Raw genomic sequence first — 15,076 nt, forward strand, 5'->3', positions numbered from 1 at the left:
ATGACGTTGTGGATTTGTGCGTGCCTGCACAGACCCGCTCACGCCGTATTGGTTTCCGCACTGCCGCAGCGGGCGGCGAGAAACTCGACCAGATGCCGGCCGGTGTGCGAGCCCGGGACGGCCATCGCCTGCTCCGGCGGCCCTTCCGCGACCACCGCGCCACCCTCGTCCCCCCCCTCCGGCCCGAGGTCGATCAGCCAGTCGGCCTCGGCCATCACGTCGAGGTCGTGTTCGATCACCAGCACCGTGTGTCCGGCGTCGGTCAGGCGGTGCAGGACGTGGATCAGCTTGTCCACATCGGCCATGTGCAGGCCGACCGTCGGTTCGTCCAGTACATACAGGGTGTGCCTGTCGGCCACCAGCGGTACGCCGCCGGCAGTCGGCTCGCCGACGCGGGTACGCACCTTGGCGAGCTCGGTCACCAGCTTGATGCGCTGCGCTTCGCCGCCGGACAGGGTCGGGCTGGGCTGGCCCAGAGTCAGGTAGCCGAGGCCGACGTCCTGCAGCAGCTGCAGCGGGTGGGCGATGGCCGGATGGGCGGCGAAGAAGCCCACCGCCTCGTCCACCGGCAGCGCCAGCACTTCGGCCACGGTCTTGTCGCGCCAGCGTACCGACAGGGTCTCGGGGTTGAAGCGCGCGCCGCCGCAGGCCTCGCACGGCGTCTTCACGTCGGGCAGGAAGTTCATCTCCACCGTGGTCTGGCCGGCACCGTCACACACCGGGCAGCGGCCGCCACCGGTGTTGAACGAGAAACGCGATGCCGCCCAGCCCCGGGTTCGGGCATCGAAGGTGTCGGCAAACAGCTTGCGGATCGCATCCCAGAAGCCGACGTAGGTCGCCGGGCAGGAGCGCGGGGTCTTGCCGATCGGGGTCTGGTCGACCTCGAGCACGCGGCCGACCTGCTGCCAGCCGAGGAGGCGGCGACAGCCCGTCAGCGGCTGGTCGACCTCGTCCGGCTGGGCCTGGCCACGGCGGCGGGCGCGGGTGGATTCGGGATCGCCGAGGCGGGCGCGCAGGTTGGCGTGGATCACGTCGCGCGCCAGCGAGGACTTGCCCGAGCCCGATACCCCGGTCACCACGGTCAGGCGCGCGAGCGGAATGCGCACCGCGATGTCCTTGAGGTTGTGCAGGGTCGCGCCCTCGACCCGGATCGCCGGATGCGCGTCCGTCACCGCCCGCCGTGGCCGCATCGGATGCTGCAGCGGATTGCGCAACCAGGCCCCGGTGGCCGACTCGGGCGCGGCCAGCAACGCGGCGATATTGCCCTCGGCCACCACCCTGCCGCCACGGACCCCGGCGCCGGGGCCCAGATCGATCACATGATCGGCGCGACGGATGGTGTCCTCGTCGTGCTCCACCACCAGCAGGGTGTTGCCACGGTCGCGCAAGGCTTCCAGGGTGTCGAGCAGCAGGCGGTTGTCGCGCGGGTGCAGGCCGATGGTCGGTTCATCGAGCACGTAGCACACGCCGCGCAGGTTGGAGCCGAGCTGGGCGGCGAGACGGATGCGCTGCGCCTCGCCGCCCGACAGCGTCGGCGCCGCGCGGTCGAGCGCGAGATAGCCCAGCCCGACATGCTTGAGGAAATCGAGCCGGCCGCGGATTTCGGACAGCAGATCACGGCCGATGTCGGTTTCGCGCGCGCTGAGCGCCAAGGTGGCAAAGAAGTCCGCTGCGCGATTTACCGGCAGCATTGCCAGCTGATGCAGGCCGAGGTCGCGGAAGCGCACCGCCCTGGCCACCGGGTTCAGGCGCGCACCGTCGCAGGCCGGACAGGTTTCGTCGGCGTTGACGGTGTCTTCGGCATCGCCGAGGTCGAGCGCATCGGGATCGTCCACCCGCGCGCTGGTCTTCAACCCGGTGCCGTAGCACTTGGGACACCAGCCGTGCTTGGCGTTGTACGAGAACAGACGCGGATCGGGCTCCGGAAAGCCGGTACCGCAGCTCGGGCACGCGCGCAGGGTGGAAAAGGTGACCGGCTGAGCGCCGAACTTGCCCAGCTCGAGCACCTTGAGCACCCCCTTGCCGTGTTCCAGCGCCACCCGCACGAACTCGCGCAGGCTGGTCTCGTTGTCCGCCTGCATCTTGAGCATGCCCACCGGCAGCTCGATGGTGTGTTCCTTGTAGCGGTCGAGCCGCGGCCACCTGGTGGTCGGCAGGTATTCGCCATCCACCCGCAACTGCGGATGGTCCTTGCTCCGCGCCCACTTGGCGAGGTCGGTGTACAGCCCCTTGCGATTGGTAACCAGCGGTGCGAGCACCTCCACCGAGGCCCCGCGCAGCTCGCGCTGGATCTGGCCGACGATGGCCTCGAAGCTTTGCGGTGTCACCGGCACCTGGCAGTCCGGGCAGTACTGGGTGCCCAGCTTCACGTACATCAGGCGCAGGAAGGGGTGGATCTCGGTCAGCGTCGCCACCGTGCTCTTGCGCCCGCCGCGGCTGGTGCGCTGCTCGATCGCCACCGTGGGCGGGATGCCGAACAGGCCGTCGACGTCGGGCCGACTGGCCGGCTGCACGAACTGGCGCGCATAGGCGTTGAGCGACTCGAGATAGCGGCGCTGGCCTTCGCCGAACACGATGTCGAAGGCCAGGGTCGATTTGCCCGAGCCCGAGAGTCCGGTGATCACCGTGAACCGGTCGCGCGGAATCGACACGCTGATGTTCTTGAGGTTGTGCTCGCGCGCATGACGGATCTCGATCGCCGGCGCCGCCAGCGCACGATAGACCGCGCCCGCTTCGGCCACCATCGGTGGCGCACTGCCGGTGCGGAGCAGCGCCGCTGCGTAGTCGCGCAGCGCGGCGCCGGTATGCGATGCCGGGTGCGCACGCACGTCCGCCGCACGGCCCTGGACGACCACCTCGCCGCCGTCCTCGCCGCCCTCCGGGCCGAGGTCGATGATCCAGTCCGCAGCCGCGATCACGTCGAGGTTGTGCTCGATCACGATCAACGAGTTGCCGGCCTCGAGCAGCTTGTTGAAGGCCCCGAGCAGGGTGGCCACATCCTCGAAATGCAGGCCGGTGGTCGGTTCGTCGAACAGGAAGAGCAGACCGGGCGCGGCGGCGGCGGCGGGCTTGAGCCCGCCATCTGTCTTCGCTTCCGCGTGTTGGCGGGGTGAAGCCCGCCCTCCTGAGTTCTTGCCCTTTTTCTGTGCGGCTTCGGCCAGGTGACCGGCCAGCTTCAGGCGCTGGGCTTCACCGCCCGACAGGGTCGGCACCGGCTGACCCAGGCGCAGGTAATCGAGGCCGACGTCGGCCAGCGGCGCCAACGCGGCCAGTACCTTGGGCTGATCGGCAAAGAAGGCCAGGGCCTCGTGCACGGTCATTTCCAGCACGTCGGCCACCGACACCCCGCGCCACTGCAGCTCGAGCACCTCGGGACGGTACCGCTTGCCGTCGCAGTCCGGGCAGCGCAGCCACACGTCGGACAGGAACTGCATCTCCACATGCTCGAACCCCGAGCCGGTGCAGGTCGGGCAGCGTCCGTGGCCGGCATTGAAGCTGAAGGTGCCGGGCGAATAGCCGCGTTCCTTCGCTTCCGGCAGCGCCGCGAACAGGTTGCGGATCGGATCCCAGGCGCCGACATAGCTCACCGGGTTGGAGCGCGAACTCTTGCCGATCGCCGACTGGTCGACCATCACCACGCCGCGCAGCAGGTCCACCCCGTCGAGGCGCTCGAACGCACCCGGAGTCTCGACCGCTTCGCCGAAGTGCTTGGCCAGCGCCGGATACAGCACGTCCTGGATCAGCGTCGACTTGCCCGAGCCGGACACCCCGGTGAGGCAGGTCATGCGCTGCAGCGGAAAGTCCACGGTGAGATCGCGCAGATTGTGCTCGCGCGCACCGACCAGGGTCAGGCGCGGGGTGGCGGCATCGACCGGACGTGGCGGACGATCGACGTCGACACGCTTTCTGCCCGCCAGCCACGGCCCGCTGACCGAATCCGGGTTGGCCGCGATCTCGGCCGGCGTCCCGCGGGCCACGATGTTGCCGCCGCGCTCGCCCGGGCCAGGACCGATCTCGAGCAGCTCGTCGGCCGCCACCATCACCTGCGGATCGTGCTCGACCACCACCAGGGTGTTGCCGGCATCGCGCAACCGGGTCATGACCCCGAGAATGCGGCCGATGTCGCGCGGATGCAGACCGATCGACGGCTCGTCGAGCACGAACAGGGTATTGACCAGCGAGGTGCCGAGCGCGGTGGTCAGATTGATGCGCTGCACCTCGCCGCCGGACAGGGTGCGCGACTGGCGGTCCAGGGTCAGGTAGCCGAGGCCGACGTCGGCGAGATAGGTCAAGCGGCTGCGGATCTCGCCCAGCACCAGCGAAGTGGCCTCGTCGGCCGTGCCGGGCAGATCGAGCGCGTCGATCGCGGTGCGGATGCGGTCGACCGGCAGCGCCATCAATTCGTTGATCGCCAGGCCCCTGTCGGCGGTATTGCTTCCGGCCTTCTCCATCGAATCCGGCCCCGACGACACCGGCAGCCGCCACAGCAGCGCATCGGGCTTGAGGCGCGCGCCGTGGCAGGCCGGGCACACGGTATAGCTGCGATAGCGCGACAGCAGCACCCGGATGTGCATCTTGTAGGCCTTGGTCTCGAGCCAGGCGAAGAAGTGGCGCACGCCGTACCAGTAGCGCGGCCAGGAGCTGTCCCAGCTCTTCCACTTGTCGTCGCCCTCGAGCACCCAGCGCCGATGCTCGGGCGGCAGCTCGCGGAACGGGATGTCCATCGCCACCCCGGCCTTCTTCGCCATCTTCACCAGATCCTGCTGGCACTCGCGATAGCTCTCGGTCTGCCACGGCTTGATCGCGCCTTCGGCAAGGGTTTTCGACTCGTCCGGAATGACCAGGCCGAAATCGACCCCGATCACGCGGCCGAAACCGCGACAGGTCTCGCATGCACCGATCGCCGAATTGAACGAGAACAGGCCCGGCGTGGGATCGCTGTAATGGATGTCGCAGTCGGCACAGTGCAAGCCGTCGGAGTAGCGCCACGCCGCTTCGTCCTGCCCTTCGCCGGCGGTGAACACGGTCAGCCGGCCGTGGCCGAGGCGCAACGCGGCCTCGACCGCTTCGGCGACGCGCGCCGACTCGGCCGAGGAATACCGAAAACGGTCCTGCACCACCTGTAGCACGTCGCCATCCGCCCCTTCGTCGCGCCGATGGATCCGGGTGTAGCCCTGCACATTGAGCAGTCCGGTGATCTCTGCTTCGGTGAAATTCTTCGGTACCGTCACCGGAAAGCAGATCACCAGCCGCGGATCCCCGGCGGCCACGGATCGTCGCGCCAGATCGGCGGCAATGCTGTCGGGCGAGTCGCGTCGCACCGGGACATCGCAGCGGCGGCAATGCAGGCGGGCCGAACGCGCGTAGAGCAGCTTGAAGTGGTCGGCCAGCTCGGTCATGGTGCCGACGGTGGAGCGCGAGGTGCGGACCTGGCTGGTCTGGTCGATCGCGATCGCCGGCGGCACCCCGTCGATGCGGTCCACCCGGGGCTTGTCCATGCGGTCGAGAAACTGCCGCGCGTAGGGCGAGAAGGTCTCGACATAGCGGCGCTGGCCTTCCGCATACAAGGTGTCGAACACCAGCGAGGACTTGCCCGAGCCGGACACCCCGGTGACGACCATGAGCCGGTTCAGCGGCAGGTCGAGCGACAGGTTGCGCAGATTGTTCTGGCGCGCGCCGCGAATCCGGATGACGTCGGACTGGGGGCTGCGGTCGGCAGCGCTCATGGCCGGGAAGCGACGCAAGCGAACGTCGGCACCGCCGGGGGATGCGCGCGCATCACTGCGGCACGGCGTCCTGTTCGGGCTTGCTGCGCACAGCGTCCACCACGTCCTGGCCCGCATCCTTGAGCCTGCTCGCGGCCTCACGGGTGGCGTCGGCGATCCGCCGCGCCGCCTGCTCGGCCGCCTCCTTGGCGTCGAGTGCCGGTCCGCTGGCGGCGTCGGCCACCTCGTCGGCCTTTTCCTTGCCGGTCTCGAGTTGCTCGCGGGCGGTTTCGGTCACCGCTTCGATGACCGCCTTGCCCGCCTCGCCGGTTTTCCGCGCAGCCTCGCCGACCGCTTCCTTCGCCTCGGCAACGGCCTCGCTGGCAGGACGTTCGGCGTTCGCGGTCGACACTTCCTCGCTACAGGCGGCGAGAAAGAGGGTGCTTGCAGCGGCCGTCGCGGCCAGCAGGATTCTCATCGATTTCATCTCGTGCGGTGGAAAAGGTCAAAGTCTGCTCTTTCTGACCCACATCCGCTGCCGGAAAGTTCCTGAACCAGCAAAAACAAGGGGCCCACGCGGGGCCCCTGGGTCACGACGGAAGAATACTCACTTGACCCGGTTGCGGTACTCGTCGGTACGGGTATCGATCTCGATCTTGTCGCCGATTTCGACAAAAGCCGGGACCGGCAGCTCGAAACCGGTGGAAATCTTGGCCGGCTTCATGACCTTGCCGGACGTGTCGCCCTTGACTGCGGGTTCGGTGTAGATCACCTCGCGCACCACCGAATTCGGCAGTTCGACCGAGATCGCCTTGCCGTTGTAGAACACGACTTCGCAGGCGAGGCCGTCCTCCAGGTACTTGAGCGCATCGGTCATGTTCTCGGCTTCGACTTCGAACTGCTCGTAGTCGGCATCCATGAACACGTACATCGGATCGGCGAAATAGGAATAGGTGACTTCCTTGCGATCGAGCTGCACGACTTCGAACTTGTCGTCGGCCTTGTACACCGACTCGGACGGCGCGCCGGTGAGCAGGCTCTTGAGTTTCATTTTCACGACCGCGGAGTTGCGGCCGGATTTGTTGTATTCGGCTTTCTGCACCACCAGCGGGTCGGTGCCGACCATGATGACGTTACCGACGCGGAGTTCCTGAGCGGTTTTCATGCTGATTCCTGAACTGTAGCGGCGCGACCGAAGCCGCAAGCCCATAGACGAAAGCGCGCGATTCTACTCTCTCGCGGCCCGAATGTGGTTGCAGAATTGCTTCAAATTTTCCGCCAGATCGGTTTGCATGCTCAAACCCGTGCACCAGGTTGCGGCATGGGCGTCGATCGCCGGCAGGGCGGCGAGGAGATCCGCCCATGCCGGTGCGATCGCGCCACGGCCGTTCCACGCACGCCAGAAGCCCGCCAGCGCGTCCGCGGCTGCCGTATCGAGGCCCACGCAGTAGCGCGCAAGAAAGGCCTCGAGCTTGTCGAAGTGCGCGTCGTCCTGCTGCCGGTAGATCTGCCACACCAGGGGCCGGGCAGCCCATTGCGCGCGGACGAAGGAATCCTCGCCCCGCACGAAATTGAGGTCGCAGGTCCACAGCAGACGATCGTAGGCGCGCTGATCGGTAAAGGGCAGCACGGCCAGTTCCATCCTGCCCGCACGCAACCGCGCCCCGGCCGCCAGCGCGGCGCAGCCGAACACCCGCGCCACATCGGCGAGCACGCGGCCCTCCGGGACCAGTACCAGCACCGCGCGCTCGCCCCCGGCCCAGGCGCCCATGAGATCGGCGAGCGCGGCCTGCTCGTAAGCGAACAGCGAGATGACCAGGGTGTCGGCGGGCAGGGTCTCGAATCCGTGCCCGGACAGCCACGCTTCGCGCCCGCCGGAGCGCCGGAAGTGATCACGTTCGGCAAGCACGCCACGTTCGCGCAGCAGACCGCCGGTTGCGGCATCGAAGCCGGGAAAGAAGAAGTGCTTGACCAGCGGCAGCCCCGGATGCGGCGAGGCCAGCCCGTGGCAGCCCGCCACCCAGTCTTCCGCCGACAGGTATTCGAGATTGATCCACACCGGCGCCACCGGCGCGCTCGCCATCGCCTCCAGATGCGCCGCCGGCAGCGAACAGCCAAAGGCCTCGATCACCACCCCGGCAGGCTCGACCGGCGGGAAACGCTCGCGCCACCGGCACACCTCGACCCCGTCCGCGAACACGCGTTCCGCACTCGCCGCCACCTGCGGGCAGAGCCGTGCAAACGCCGTCCACTCGTCGACCCAGAGCCGTACCGTCAGCCCATGCTCGGTCGCCAGCGCCCGCGCCAGCCGCCAGCACACGCCGATATCCCCATAGTTATCCACAACCTGGCAGAAAACCTCCCAATCCGGCGGCGAAGGATGCGGCGATTCAGTCATGGCCGTGGGCAAGTCCGGGGATGAACACGGGAAAGGTTGTGGACAAAGGCCCGAACGACCGCAGCATCAAAAAGCACTGACATTCGGTGCACAACGACTACAGAATTTATCAACCTGTTTATCAGACCCGAAATGCGGCACTGCAACAGGAGCCAGGGGACTTATCCACAGATTTCGGGTCACTGTTTACTTCTTTGTTTCTTTAATGAATATAAAAACAATAAAACAAACCTGAATCTGCAAACGGCCCCCGTCCCGGCATCGGTGCGTCGGGACCTACCGCCGAAAAGCGGCGAATCAGGCGAAATCGGCAAGCCGCGCAAGATCGTCGGCGTCGAGCCAGCGCCATTGACCCGGCGCCAGCCCCGGATCGAGTTCGAGACCGCCGACGCGGCTGCGGTGCAGGACCTCCACCCGATTGCCGGCGGCACCGATCATGCGCTTGACCTGGTGATACTTGCCTTCGCAGATCGTCAGTTGCAGCGTGTGGCTGCCGGTCTGCACACATGCGGTCGCGGCAACCGGCGCCGGCTCGTCATGCATCTGCACGCCGGCCAGCAGGGCCGCAATCAGTTCGTCGCCCACCGGATGCTTCAGGGTGACTTCATAGACCTTGGGCGTGTTCTTCTTGCCCGAACTCCACTGGTGGATGAACTTGCCGTCGTCCGACAGCAGCAGCAACCCGGTCGTGTCCTGATCGAGACGGCCGATGCATTGCACACCGCGAGCGAGGAGTTGCGGTGGCAGCAGCGTGAACACCGAAGGATGAAAGGTCGGCTTCTGCGAGCACTCGTAGCCGGACGGTTTGTGCAGCACGACGTAGGCTTGCGCCCGGTAATGCCAGGTCTGGCTGCCGACGCTGAACTCGAGCCCGGGCGAGCCGTCTGCGCTGCCCGCGTCGAAATCGGCAAAGGGATCATCACAGGGAACGCCGCCAACGCTGACGTGACCGGCGCGGATGAGGGCACGGCTTTCCTTGCGGCTGCCGAAACCCTGGGAGTGGAGGAGTCGTTCGATATGCATGGTCGGCATGGTACCCCTTGTCGGCGCTGCGATCGCGGCCCGGGTCGGGGTAAACTGCGGGCCTGACCGGTAATGGAGCATGTCCTTGAAATTCGAACACCTGGTCGAGGTCAATGACCTCACCAATCTCGACGCCATCGTGCTCAGTCGCGAGGAAATCTGGTTCGGCCTGCTGTGCAGGGCCGAAGATGCGCGCCCCTTTCTGCCCGGACTCGAAACCTGCACGATCATCGAACGCAACGCGGACGGGCTGGTGCGAGAACTGAATTTCGGCCCGGTCGTGATCCGTGACCGGGTGCGTTTCTGCGAGCTCGAGTGGATCTGCTTCGAATCGGAAGCGACTGCCGAACACGCCGGTGGCTGTCTGACGATCAGCATCGAGGAACCCGAGCCGGGCCTGTTCTTCCTTCGCTTCCGCTACACCACCAGCCTGCCGGACGCATCCACCGGCGAGGATGCGCAGTATGCCGGTATCGTGCGATCGGCCTACCACCAGTCCGATCTCGACACCCTCAAGGTCATCCGCATGATCGCCGAATCGGGGCGTCTGCAGTAGGACCTTTCCCTCCGGCGCCCGCTGCGAGCGCGGCGGGCGCCATTTCGTTCACTTCAGGAAATCAACCATGTGGTTCAAGAATCTGCAGCTCTATCGCCTGCCCGTCGGGTGGGACATGACCGTCGAAAAACTCGAGGAACAGCTCGCGAAGAAGCCCTTCCATCCCTGCGGCAGCCAGGACATGGAAAGCCGCGGCTGGCTGTCGCCGCTGGGCAATGAAGTGCTGGTGCATGCGGTCGGCGGTCAATGGCTGGTCGCGCTCGGCTTCGAGCACCGCCTGTTGCCGTCTGCGGTGGTCAAGGACGAAGCGGAAGAACGTGCGGCCGAAATGGCCGAGCAACAGGGCTACAAGCTCGGTCGCAAGCAGATGAAGGAGTTGCGTGAGCAGATCACCCAGGAGCTGATGCCGCGCGCCTTCACCCGGCGCAAGCGCTTGCACGCATGGATCGACCCGGTCGGCGGCTGGCTGGCGGTGGATGCGCCCAGTCAGGCGCGTGCGGAGGATGTGCTGGAGCAATTGCGCCACACCCTCGACAGCTTCCCGCTGACCCTGCTACGCACCGAACGCTCGCCGGTATCGGCGATGGCTGACTGGCTCGCCGGCAGCGAGGCACCGGCCGGATTCACCATCGACCAGGACTGCGAGCTGCGTTCGGTCACCGAAGACAAGGCGGCGGTGCGTTACGTGCGCCATCCGCTGGAAGGCGACGAGATCAAGGCCCACCTCGAGGGCGGCAAGCTGCCGACCCGTCTGGCCCTGACCTTCGATGACCGGGTGAGTTTCGTGCTGACCGAGAAGCTCGAGATCAAGCGCATCGACTTCCTCGATGTGGTGCGCGACCAGATCGACGGCCAGGCCGAGGATGCAGAGATGCTCTTCAACGCCGAGTTTGCCCTGATGACCGGTGAACTGGGTCAGTTGCTACCGGCGGTGGTCGAAGCGCTCGGCGGCGAACTGAAATCCGAGGCCACTGCGTCGGCGGCGGTACTCGCCGGCGACCCGCCTTTCTGAGTCTGGATGCCGGGGCAACCCGGCCGGTGAAACGCTGCTGCGCGGGCGGCAGCGTTTTCCTTTTGGGTGTACACAGTATTTAAAGATTTAAAAGACTATAAAGATCATAGTCGCCTGAAATCTGTGGATAAGTCTATTTTTCTTTTTTAAACAATGAGTTGTTTCATCAAGAACCCTGTGCACAGGGCACTCGTTAACGGCAGATGGATTGTTGATCAAATTTGCCGAAAGGGCGCGCGACCAAGTTATCCACATTTTGGACCGTCCTTGAACCACAGCTTATACATGCCACTTGACCCGGATAACAGTATCCATGGTCTAGCCCGCGGGACGTGCGGGTCGGCCGATGACGGATGGGTTTCGTAGGGTCGGCGTCGGCCGACCGCAGATGCCCGGGGTCTGGCATTCGCGCCCGAATCGCCCCTTGCGGCGGGCTGAAGCCCGCCCTATGGAGCTAGTGCCGGGAATGGGTGTTTGACCTGGATAACGGTACTACGGCGGCCGTGCCCGAAGGGCCTGGACCGCGATGGCGGCATTTGCCCCGAGCGTGCTTCCACGATCTGCGATCAGCCCGGCGCGCGCAGGATCAGGGTGTCGCCGCGCTGGATGAACTCGAGCTGCTTGAGCACGCTCATGCCGAGCAGGATCTGGTCATCGCGCATGCCGGGATTCAGGTGGCCGCGGACCTGGCGGGCGAGGAAGGGGCCGAGGGCGAGTTCGTCGATCACGGTCATGCGCACGGTGACCGCACCATTCGCGGTGAGCACCTGTGCGGCGGCGCCGGGCTGGAGCCCGAGGGTTCGGCCCAGGTGGGCCGGAACCGAGATCTGGGTGGCCCCGGTATCGAGCAGGAAGGTGACCGGCTGGCCGTTGATCGTACCGGGCGCAACGTAGTGCCCCATGCGGTTGCGCTTGAGCACCAGCTCACCGCTGCCGGGGGCGACCACGAGGCCGCGATTCGGATTGAGCCGATCGGCCAGTTGAGCGTCGAAGAACAGCCACAGCAGACCGAGCAGCGCCAGCGCCGCCAGCCACGTCATCACGCGGCCGATGCGGCGGGTGTCGTGCTCGGGTGCCCTCATCGCGGCGGGCACGCGGGAGGCAGGGCGCGCGCCGCGCATGCGGCCCGGCAAAAGTCTCGAGGAGGCAGCGGCGCCGTCACCATGCCCGAGGGCTTACTCGAGCACCTGGCCGTGCTCGCGGGTGGCATGGAAGCCGACCTTGGGCCACTTTTCCGTCGTCACCGCCAGGTTGTAGCGGCTAGTGGCGAGATAGACCAGGTTGCCATCGACGTCCTTGCCCAGACGCAGACCCTGCTCGCGCTCGAAGTTGCGCCGGGTCAACTCGTCGGGGAAGGTCAGCCAGCGCGCGGTGTGGATGTCGGCCGGTTCGAAGATCGCGTCGACCTTGTATTCGTCCTTCAGGCGTTGGGCGACGACTTCGAACTGGAGCTGGCCGACCGCGCCGAGCAGCATCTGCCCACCTTCCTGCTCGAACACCTGGATCGCGCCTTCTTCGCCCAACTCCTGCAAACCCTTCTGCAACTGCTTGGATTTGAGCGGGTCGCGCAATCGTGCGGCACGGAACATTTCCGGCGAGAAGTACGGAATACCCTTGAAGCCGAGGCTCTCGCCCTCGGTCAGGGTGTCGCCGATCTGCAACTGGCCGTGGTTGTGGATGCCGATGATGTCGCCGGCCACGCCGTCTTCCTTGAGCACCCGTTCGTTGGCCATGAAGGTGAGCGCATTGGCCAGCTTCATGTCGCGTCCGGCGCGCACGTGCTTGACCTTCATGCCCGAGCTGTAGCGCCCGGAGCAGATGCGGAAGAAGGCGATGCGGTCGCGGTGCTTCGGGTCCATGTTGGCCTGGATCTTGAACACGAAGCCGGTGAAGGCGGGTTCGGCCGGCTGCACCATGCGCGTGCCGGTGCCATTGACGCCGGCAAGGCGCGCCTGCGGCGGCGGCGCCCAGTCGGTGAGGGCCTGCAGGATTTCCTGCACCCCGAAGTTGTTGATCCCGGAGCCGAAGAACACCGGGCTCTGCTGGCCGGCGAGGAATTCGGCGAGCTCGAACGGGGGCGACGCATCGTTGAGCAGATCGACGTCGTCGCGCACTTTGCCGATCTCCATCGGATAGCGCTGGTCGAGCTCCGCGTTGCGCAGGCCCTTGATCACCTCGGCGTCGCTCCGGCGCTCCTCGCCGGCGGTGAAGGTCAGCACCTGGTCCTGCAACAGGTGATAGACGCCGCGGAAGGCCTTGCCCATGCCGATCGGCCAGGTCACCGGTGCGCAGCTGATCTTCAGCACGTCCTCGATCTCGGACAGCAGCTCGAAGGGCTCGCGCACCTCGCGGTCCATCTTGTTGACGAAGGTGATGATCGGCGTGTTGCGCAGGCGGCACACGTCGAGCAGCTTGATCGTCTGCGCCTCCACGCCCTTGGCCGCATCGATCACCATCACCGCCGCATCGACCGCGGTCAGCACGCGGTAGGTGTCTTCGGAGAAGTCCTCGTGGCCCGGGGTGTCGAGCAGGTTGATGGTGTGCCCCTGGTACTCGAACTGCATCACCGAGCTGGTCACGGAAATGCCACGCTGCTTCTCCACTTCCATCCAGTCCGAGGTAGCATGGCGCGCGGACTTGCGGGCCTTTACCGTGCCCGCGAGCTGGATCGCGCCGCCGTACAGCAACAGTTTCTCGGTGAGCGTGGTCTTGCCCGCGTCGGGGTGGGAGATGATCGCGAAGGTACGGCGCTTGTCGACGTCGCGCAGCAGTTCGGGAGGGTAAGGAGTATCGGCCATGAGGGATCCGCAAAAAACAAAACCGCCGGCCCGGTGGGGCAAGGCGGGGTCTGGTGCGATTCTACCAAGGAACGACTCCGGACCGTTGTTCGGGAAGATCCGCTCGGGCGCTCAGGGGCGAGTACCGCACCAAATTTGTGCGTGACTACACAGGAGGCCCTCCGCCAACCGGAGATTTGTCCTCCGTTTTCTCCGGTTCGCGGATGAAATGCTATTTAAAACAGTTAAATGGAATCGAGTCTTGATATCTGGAACGCCGCTTGCTAATCCACTTTCATGAATGCCGTGACTGCGCCCGAATCCCGATCCCTGGTCGAGGCTGAACCCACGCGCGGCTGGCGTGCAGCCTTGCATCTCGACTATGCCCGCCGCGGGGCGCGCACCGTGCTGGCACGACGAAGTCATGTGGGCCCGCTGGTGGTGCAGCGCCCGCTCTACCCCGAGGGGGATGCGGTATGCCACACCATTCTGGTGCATCCACCGGCGGGGATCGCAGGGGGCGACCAGCTCAGTGTCGAGGTCGGCGTTGGCGAGGGGGCCCATGTGCTGCTCACCACGCCGGGCGCAGGCAAGTGGTACCGCAGTGGCGGCATGCGCGGCGGGCTGACGCAGCGCATTGTGGTGGCGACGGGTGGGGTGTGCGAATGGCTGCCTCAGGAGAGCATCGTGTACGACGGTGCGCGGGGGGATCTGGTCACCACGGTGGATTTGTCGGGCGACGCCTGCTTCATCGGCAGCGAGATGCTATGTTTCGGTCGTACGGGGTCGGGTGAGCGCTTCACCCGCGGGGAACTGGCGATGCACACCCGGATCAGCCGCGATGGGCGGCCGGTGTGGCTGGAGCGTGGCCGGGTCGGCGGTGGCAGTGTGCTGCTCGACTCGCCGGTCGGGCTGCAGGGCGAACCGGTCAGTGGCAGCCTGCTGGTCGCGTCGCCGCGGGTGGACCGGCAACTGCTCGATGCCTGGCGGACGTTGTCGCCGGTGCTCGGGAGCGGGGGCGTGACCCTGTTGCCCGGTCTGCTCGTGGCCCGCTACCTGGGCCCGTCCTGCGAGCCGGGGCGTGATTGGTTTTCACGGCTGTGGCGTGCGGTGCGGCCCGTCGTGGCCGGATGCGAGATGCAGATCCCGCGAATCTGGAACACTTGATGCATCGACGATGGCGACCCGGAGTGGTCGGGATCGGGAACAACGGCGCAGCGTGCGCCACGGAGAGAACAATGGAATTGAGTCCACGCGAGAAGGACAAGCTGCTGATCTTCACTGCCGGCCTGCTCGCCGAGCGGCGCCGCGCGCGCGGCCTGAAGCTGAACTATCCGGAGGCGGTCGCGTTCATTTCCTGCGCCATCCTCGAAGGTGCGCGCGACGGCCGTACCGTGGCCGAACTGATGAGCTACGGCGCGACCCTGTTGAGCCGCGACGAGGTCATGGACGGCATCGCCGAGATGATCCCGGAGATCCAGGTCGAGGCTACCTTTCCGGACGGCACCAAGCTGGTCACGGTACATAACCCGATCGTCTGAACGCCACCGAGACCGACGCGCATGGGCGAAGCAGAACTCGAAGCCGCCCAAATGGGAGAACAAC

General features: G+C 66.2%; 11 protein-coding genes. 4 read left to right on the forward strand and 7 right to left on the reverse strand.

Annotation, left to right across the window (positions count from 1 at the left end; translation table 11 throughout):
• Positions 1-38: 38 nt before the first annotated feature.
• The 5 genes from uvrA to AC3A35_RS12630 all read right to left on the reverse strand — a co-directional run bounded on the left by uvrA (position 39) and on the right by AC3A35_RS12630 (position 9,135).
• Complete coding sequence (gene uvrA, locus AC3A35_RS12610) at positions 39-5,726, reverse strand: excinuclease ABC subunit UvrA (RefSeq protein ID WP_487436453.1); 5,688 nt, start codon at positions 5,724-5,726, stop codon at positions 39-41.
• Positions 5,727-5,778: 52 nt separating this feature from the next.
• Positions 5,779-6,183: a hypothetical protein gene (locus tag AC3A35_RS12615; RefSeq protein WP_487436454.1), complete on the reverse strand. Its 405-nt coding sequence runs from the start codon at positions 6,181-6,183 to the stop codon at positions 5,779-5,781.
• A 129-nt stretch (positions 6,184-6,312) separates the two neighbouring features.
• Positions 6,313-6,870, reverse strand: a complete 558-nt coding sequence (gene efp, locus AC3A35_RS12620; RefSeq protein ID WP_487436455.1) for an elongation factor P — start codon at positions 6,868-6,870, stop codon at positions 6,313-6,315.
• Positions 6,871-6,933: 63 nt separating this feature from the next.
• Positions 6,934-8,103: an elongation factor P maturation arginine rhamnosyltransferase EarP gene (earP, locus tag AC3A35_RS12625; protein ID WP_487436456.1), complete on the reverse strand. Its 1,170-nt coding sequence runs from the start codon at positions 8,101-8,103 to the stop codon at positions 6,934-6,936.
• Positions 8,104-8,400: 297 nt separating this feature from the next.
• Entirely contained in the window at positions 8,401-9,135 is a 735-nt protein-coding gene (locus AC3A35_RS12630; protein WP_487436457.1) for a 16S rRNA pseudouridine(516) synthase, read from the reverse strand.
• Positions 9,136-9,211: 76 nt separating this feature from the next.
• Between AC3A35_RS12630 and AC3A35_RS12635 the strand changes: the two genes are divergently transcribed.
• Both AC3A35_RS12635 and AC3A35_RS12640 read left to right on the forward strand, forming a co-directional pair.
• A complete protein-coding gene (locus tag AC3A35_RS12635; RefSeq protein WP_487436458.1) occupies positions 9,212-9,682 on the forward strand; it encodes an SRPBCC family protein in 471 nt (156 codons plus the stop codon).
• Between the two features lie 67 nt (positions 9,683-9,749).
• A complete protein-coding gene (locus AC3A35_RS12640; RefSeq protein WP_487436459.1) occupies positions 9,750-10,694 on the forward strand; it encodes a recombination-associated protein RdgC in 945 nt (314 codons plus the stop codon).
• 566 nt (positions 10,695-11,260) lie between these two features.
• Here AC3A35_RS12640 and AC3A35_RS12645 read toward each other — a convergent pair.
• Both AC3A35_RS12645 and AC3A35_RS12650 read right to left on the reverse strand, forming a co-directional pair.
• A complete protein-coding gene (locus AC3A35_RS12645) occupies positions 11,261-11,776 on the reverse strand; it encodes a retropepsin-like aspartic protease family protein (RefSeq protein ID WP_487436460.1) in 516 nt (171 codons plus the stop codon).
• Between the two features lie 93 nt (positions 11,777-11,869).
• Positions 11,870-13,492, reverse strand: coding sequence for a peptide chain release factor 3 (locus AC3A35_RS12650; protein ID WP_487436461.1), 1,623 nt, complete (start codon positions 13,490-13,492; stop codon positions 11,870-11,872).
• A gap of 276 nt (positions 13,493-13,768) precedes the next feature.
• Here AC3A35_RS12650 and AC3A35_RS12655 point away from each other — a divergent pair, with 276 nt between their 5' ends.
• Both AC3A35_RS12655 and ureA read left to right on the forward strand, forming a co-directional pair.
• Entirely contained in the window at positions 13,769-14,638 is an 870-nt protein-coding gene (locus tag AC3A35_RS12655; protein ID WP_487436462.1) for an urease accessory protein UreD, read from the forward strand.
• Between the two features lie 71 nt (positions 14,639-14,709).
• Positions 14,710-15,012 (forward strand): urease subunit gamma, encoded by a 303-nt coding sequence (gene ureA / locus AC3A35_RS12660; protein ID WP_487436463.1) that lies wholly within the window; start codon positions 14,710-14,712, stop codon positions 15,010-15,012.
• The last annotated feature ends 64 nt before the right edge of the window (positions 15,013-15,076 follow it).

The organism is Azoarcus sp. Soil_N_20 (assembly GCF_057656155.1).

What these genes read in the sequence shown, in the direction of transcription:
- uvrA (WP_487436453.1), bottom strand. Translation starts at nt 5,726, where the DNA reads ATGAGCGCTGCCGACCGCAGCCCCCAGTCCGACGTCATCCGGATTCGC.
- AC3A35_RS12615 (WP_487436454.1), bottom strand. Translation starts at nt 6,183, where the DNA reads ATGAGAATCCTGCTGGCCGCGACGGCCGCTGCAAGCACCCTCTTTCTC.
- efp (WP_487436455.1), bottom strand. Translation starts at nt 6,870, where the DNA reads ATGAAAACCGCTCAGGAACTCCGCGTCGGTAACGTCATCATGGTCGGC.
- earP (WP_487436456.1), bottom strand. Translation starts at nt 8,103, where the DNA reads ATGACTGAATCGCCGCATCCTTCGCCGCCGGATTGGGAGGTTTTCTGC.
- AC3A35_RS12630 (WP_487436457.1), bottom strand. Translation starts at nt 9,135, where the DNA reads ATGCCGACCATGCATATCGAACGACTCCTCCACTCCCAGGGTTTCGGC.
- AC3A35_RS12640 (WP_487436459.1), top strand. Translation starts at nt 9,750, where the DNA reads ATGTGGTTCAAGAATCTGCAGCTCTATCGCCTGCCCGTCGGGTGGGAC.
- AC3A35_RS12645 (WP_487436460.1), bottom strand. Translation starts at nt 11,776, where the DNA reads ATGAGGGCACCCGAGCACGACACCCGCCGCATCGGCCGCGTGATGACG.
- AC3A35_RS12650 (WP_487436461.1), bottom strand. Translation starts at nt 13,492, where the DNA reads ATGGCCGATACTCCTTACCCTCCCGAACTGCTGCGCGACGTCGACAAG.
- AC3A35_RS12655 (WP_487436462.1), top strand. Translation starts at nt 13,769, where the DNA reads ATGAATGCCGTGACTGCGCCCGAATCCCGATCCCTGGTCGAGGCTGAA.
- ureA (WP_487436463.1), top strand. Translation starts at nt 14,710, where the DNA reads ATGGAATTGAGTCCACGCGAGAAGGACAAGCTGCTGATCTTCACTGCC.